The organism is Actinocrinis sp., assembly GCF_035946395.1.
Taxonomy (GTDB): Bacteria; Actinomycetota; Actinomycetes; order Streptomycetales; family Catenulisporaceae; genus Actinocrinis.
The window spans coordinates 1-5,319 of the sequence record NZ_DASYZI010000317.1; the positions used below are offsets into that span (position 1 = coordinate 1).

3 protein-coding genes and 2 pseudogenes are annotated in these 5,319 nt (G+C 71.2%); all 5 read left to right on the forward strand.

Annotated features, from left to right (window positions below):
• Positions 1–84: 84 nt before the first annotated feature.
• Positions 85–1,968, forward strand: a pseudogene (locus VGS97_RS19325) (RiPP maturation radical SAM C-methyltransferase); the annotation flags it as partial.
• 39 nt (positions 1,969–2,007) lie between these two features.
• Positions 2,008–2,541, forward strand: coding sequence for a DUF5825 family protein (locus tag VGS97_RS29625; protein WP_349262191.1), 534 nt, complete (start codon positions 2,008–2,010; stop codon positions 2,539–2,541).
• Positions 2,542–2,669: 128 nt separating this feature from the next.
• On the forward strand, positions 2,670–3,767 hold the full coding sequence (locus VGS97_RS19330) for a cytochrome P450 (RefSeq protein ID WP_349262192.1): 1,098 nt from the start codon (positions 2,670–2,672) through the stop codon (positions 3,765–3,767).
• A complete protein-coding gene (locus VGS97_RS19335) occupies positions 3,760–5,079 on the forward strand; it encodes an MFS transporter (RefSeq protein WP_326854989.1) in 1,320 nt (439 codons plus the stop codon). Before VGS97_RS19330 ends, VGS97_RS19335 begins: the two co-directional genes overlap by 8 nt.
• Before the next feature lie 29 nt (positions 5,080–5,108).
• Positions 5,109–5,319: pseudogene (locus VGS97_RS19340) on the forward strand (hypothetical protein); the annotation flags it as partial.

The window sequence follows — 5,319 nt, forward strand, 5'->3', positions numbered from 1 at the left end:
TGCACTGCGCAACACCCGAGTACACCGCCGGCCGGGATCGCTCCCCGGCGTCCCGGCCGGCCCTCGATCTGGAGCGTGATCGCGATGCGCGTCGTGCTGGTGCACATGCCGTGGGGCGCCCTCGACACCCCGTCGCTCGCGATGGGGATCCTTGGCGCAGTCACGCGGCGCGCGGGCCACGAGACCGTCGCGCGGTACGCGAACCTGGACTTCGCCGACTGGGCGTCGCGCGAGTTCGGGCTGAACGGCGAGGACTACCGCTACTTCTCCGACCGCTCCTACTTCCTCGGCCTCGGCGACTGGGCCTTCGCAGGGGCCTTGTACGACGATCCGGCGGCCGGGTTCGACCCCGAATACGCCGGGTTCATCCGCGGCAACGGTGCGACCGAGGGGGAGCTCGAACTGGCCCGCACGGTGCGCGCGCACGCCCCCGACTTCATCGCGCTGCTCGCCGACGACCTCGCCCGCCTGGAACCCGACCTCGTCGGCTTCACCACCACCTTCCAGCAGAACACCGCCAGCCTGGCCGCCGCCCGCGCCGTCAAGCGCATCAAACCCCGGACCCTGATCGCGTTCGGCGGGGCGAACTGCGACGGACCGCAGGGCGCCGCGCTGCACCGGGCCTTCCCGTTCGTCGACTTCGTGATCCGCGGTGAGGGCGAACTGGCGCTGCCCGCGCTCCTGTCAGCCATCGAGGAAACCGGCGGTGCGGGCTTCGACGCGATCGGCGGCCTCTGTCATCGGGCGGCCGACGGGACCAGCGTCGCGAACACGATGCCGACCGCGCCGCTGCCTCCGTCCGCGATCGCCGCGCCCGATTACGACGCGTACTTCGAGCGCCTGGAGTCCTCGTGCGCAGCGGGCTGGGTGGAGCCGAAGCTCGTCGTCGAGGGGGCGCGCGGCTGCTGGTGGGGCGAGAAGCACCACTGCGCCTTCTGCGGGCTCAACGGCTCGTCCATGCAGTTTCGCAGCAAGCCGCCGGCCGCGTTCGTCGCCGAGGTGCTCGGCCTGGCGCGGCGCCACCGGCTGCTCGACTTCATCGTCGTGGACAACATCCTCGACCTCGGATACTTCGACACGGCGCTGCCCGCCTTCGCGCAGTCCGGGTACGACCTGCGGCTGCACTTCGAGGTCAAGGCGAACCTGCGCCGCGACCAGTTCGACACGCTGCGCGAGTCCGGCGTCGTGCAGGTGCAGCCCGGCGTCGAGAACCTCTCCAGCCGCGTGCTGCGGATCATGGACAAGGGCATCAGCGGCTGCCAGAACGTCAGGGCCCTGCGTGACGCGCAGAGCGCCGGCGTCACCATGTCGTGGAACTACCTGTACGGCTTCCCCGGTGAGCGCGACGAGGACTACACCTCGGTCATCGACCAACTGCCCGCGCTGCACCACCTGGACCCGCCGTCCGGTGAGGCGCGCATCGTGGTCGAGCGGTTCAGCCCGTACTTCAACCGCCCGGACCTGGGCTTCGACGTGTTGCGCCCGGCGGTCCAGTACCGGCACACCTACCGGCTGCCGGAGGCCGAGCTGATGGACCTGGCCTACGTCTTCATGGCCCCGGCACGCGGCATCGGTGACGAACTCGCCGGCCGCCTCGGCGAGGCGCTGGCGGCGTGGATCGGCAACCACCCCGACAGCTCACTGAGCCACGACGACCTCGGCGACCGCATCGTGCTGACGAACACCAGGCCCGGTTACGACTGGCACGTCATCGAACTGCGCGATCCGGTGCAGCTGGAACTGTTCCGGCTGCTGGAGAAGCCGCGAAACCCGGCGACACTCGCGGCGCGGCTGCCCGGCGGCGAACCGTTCGTCAGAGACCTGATCGACCAGTGGACGCGGCTCGGACTGCTCTTCCACGACGGCGGGCACGTTGTCCACGTCGCCGTGGAGGCGGACAATCAGCTGCTGGTGCGCGTACAACAACGTGCCGCCCGCCGCACCGACTGGGACACCCGGCTGTTCGTACCCGGTGCCGCGTTCGGCGCCGACACGCTCACGGCGCCACTGAGCACCTCCGCCGCGAAGCTGTACCGCTCGGGACGGCGGGCCATACGCCTCGACGAACAGGTACGACTGTGCGCGGACGCCTCGCCGCAATCCCTCGACGCGCTCGTCCTGCTGCGCGAGATGACGGCTCTCGGCGCGGCCGTGGCGTGGACAGCGTCCTGCGACGACGGTTGCGTCAGGACGCGCAGATTCGCCCACCTCTTCCCGCCGTCCGCGGTCGTCGGCGCCGACCCGCTGGTCGCGCGCGAGTGGCGGGAGCGGTACCTGCCGTGCATGTGCGTGTTCCGGCGCGGACCCGGCTTCGTCGAGGTGCGCGACCGGCGGCGCGGCACGCTGGAGCTCGTCACCCTCGACGAACCGGACGCGCTGGCCGCGATCGAGCCGCTGCTCGAAGGCGTCGCCGCGGCGCGACTGCCCGCCGAACTGCTGGCCTCGCTGCGCGAGGCGGACCTGGTGGCCGAGCAGGGCGGCCTGGTGTGGTGGCTGCCCGCGCCGGTGCACCGCTGGCCCAACCCGTCGATGATCGTCTGATGAGCGCCGAGCAGAGGCCGGAGGATCCCTTGTCCACGCAGAACGCTGCGACGCCGGCGGACGGCGAGCTGACCCGCAACCCGTACCCTCTGTTCGCGCGGCTGCGCGAGGCTTCGCCGGTCTCCGTCATGACCGACGACGACGGCCTCCAGATGTGGCTGATGACAGGGTACGACGACGTTCGCGCCGCGCTCGCGGACCCGCGGCTGGGCCAGGACGCGCGCCGCGCCCGGGAGATCCAGCAGCGGCGGGTCGCCGGCACGAAGATCGGCGCGGACATCATCCACATGCTCAACAGCGACCCGCCGGACCACACCCGGCTGCGACAGCTGATCCACGGCGCGTTCACCCCGGGCCGGATCCGGGCGATGCGCCCGATGGTCGAGGGCATCGCCGCCCGGCTGCTCGACGGCTTGGCGCAGCGGGAGAGCGCCGACTTCGTGCTCGACTTCGCCCTTCCGCTGCCGATGGCGGTGATCTGCGCGCTGCTGGGCTTTCCGAACAGCGACCGGGACCTGTTCCGGCGCTGGTCGACCGACATCCTGACGGACAGCGGCCCGGACGACTTCGCCCGCGCCACGGCCGAACTGGTCGAGTACTTCGAGGCGCAGATCGCGCAGCGGCGCGCGCGGCCCACCGACGACCTGCTGACCGCTCTGGTCGAGTCGAGCGGGGACGGCAGGCTGACCGAGCGCGAGGTGGTCGCGATGGTCTACCTGCTGCTGATCGGCGGGCAAGAGACCACGGTCAACCTGCTCGGCACGGCGCTGCTCGCGCTGCTGAAGAACCCCGACCAGCTGGCCGACCTGCGTGCGAACCCTGACATACTTTCCACCGCCGTGGACGAGTTCCTGCGCTACGAGGCGCCGGTGTGCATGGCCACGATCCGGTTCACCTCGCAACCGGTGGACGTGCGCGGCGTGACGATCCCGGAGGGCGAACTGGTGATGCTCTCGCTCGGCGCGGCCAACCGCGACCCGAAGCGGTTCCCCGACCCGGACCGGCTGTTGGTGCGCCGGGGCGATCCCGGCCATCTGGCGTTCGGGTACGGCATCCACCGCTGCCTCGGCTCGTTCCTCGGCCGGCTGGAAGCGGAGATCGCGCTCGGCGGGCTGCTCGCGGCCTTCCCGAACATCGAACTGGCGGCCGACGAGGCGGCACTGCCGTGGCGCGACACGATCATGCTGCGGGGACTCGAATCGCTGCCGGTGGCGCTGCATGGCTGACACCGAGCAGGTTTCCACGAGCGCACCCTCGTCCTCCTCACCGTCACCGTCGCTGCGTGCCCGCTTCCGTCCCCGGCTGACCGTCGCGCCGCTGCGGGTGCGTCCGTTCCGGTTCCTCGTGCTCGGCCAGGCGATCTCGGAGTTCGGCAACGCCTTCCAGGTCGTGGCGCTGCCGCTGCTGATCTTCGCGCGCGGCGGCTCGGCGGCGCAGATCGGCGTCGTGGTCTCGGCGTTCGGATTCGGACGGCTGCTCACCACGCCGGTCGCCGGGGTCCTGGTGGACCGCTACGGCGCCGTGCGGATCATGGCGGTCTCCGACCTCGGCCGGATGCTGCTGGCCGCGGGCCTGACGGCGGTCGCGGCCACGGGATGGGGCGGCACGGCGGCCATCGCGATGATCGCGGGCCCGGTGGGGCTGCTCGCCGGGCTGTTCATGCCGGCCGAATGGGCGGTCATGCCCGGCCTGCTGCCCGCTGAGGACCTCGCCGCGGGCAACGCGCTGAACACCACGATCACGTACGCCGCCGGGCTGATCGGGCCGAGCGTCGCAGGGCTCGTCGTCGGGTTTGCCGATCCGGCGGTCGCCTTCGGCATCGACTGCGCGACCTTCGCGATCTCCGCGCTCACGCTGCTGGCCATCGCCCGGCTGCGGCTCACGGCGGCGCCGGCGAAGAAGGCCAAGGCCAAGGTGAAGGAGAAAGGTGCCGAACACGCGGACGAGCCGAAGGGCTTCTTCGGCCTGCTGCGCACCTCGCCGCTGCTGCGCTCGATCCTCGTGGTCACGATCGTGGCGAACCTCACCATGGGCGGGCTGAACCGCGTCGCGCTGCCGGTCCTCGCCACCAAGGAATTCGGCGCCGGCGCGCGGGGGCTCGGCGTGATGCTCGCCGCGTTCGCCGCCGGCTCGATGGTCGGCGGCCTGTTCGCGGCGGGCTTCGCGTCGGTGCGCTCCCGGGGCCGCGCGGCCATGCTCTCCGGGCTCGTGCTGGCCGTCTGCGTCACGCTGACGCCACTGGCCGGCCTCGCGGGCGCCGTCGTCCTGCTCGCCTTCGCCGGGGTGGCCGCGACCATCACCAACGTGCTGGTCGTCACCACCGTTCAGAAGGGCACGCCGCCGCACCTGCTCGGCCGCACCATGTCAGCGATCATGTTCAGCGGCGTCAGCCTGTTCCCGGTGTCGGTCGCAGTGGTCGGATTCCTCGTCGACGCCTACGGAAGCCGGAGCTTCTTCTACATCACCGGCGCGTCACTGCTGACAGCGTTCTGCTTCGGCTTGACGCGAAAGGCGATCCGCGGCGCCGACGCGCACTGACCGCCGGCCTCGGCGTCGCGATCGACGGCATGGATCAGCCGGCCGTCGATCTCTTCGAGCTTGCCCAAGAGCGGCACCGTGACGCGTGCACCCCGCTCGATTCGCCCGTGCTACGTTACGCTGAGGCCCAAGAGCTCGTGCGGAACAGTAGGCTGACGCACAACGGCAAGGGCCTCATGGAGCAGAACGGCGTCTGCGACGGGTCGATCTACGAGTGGCTCGTCCCGGCGATCGTCAATC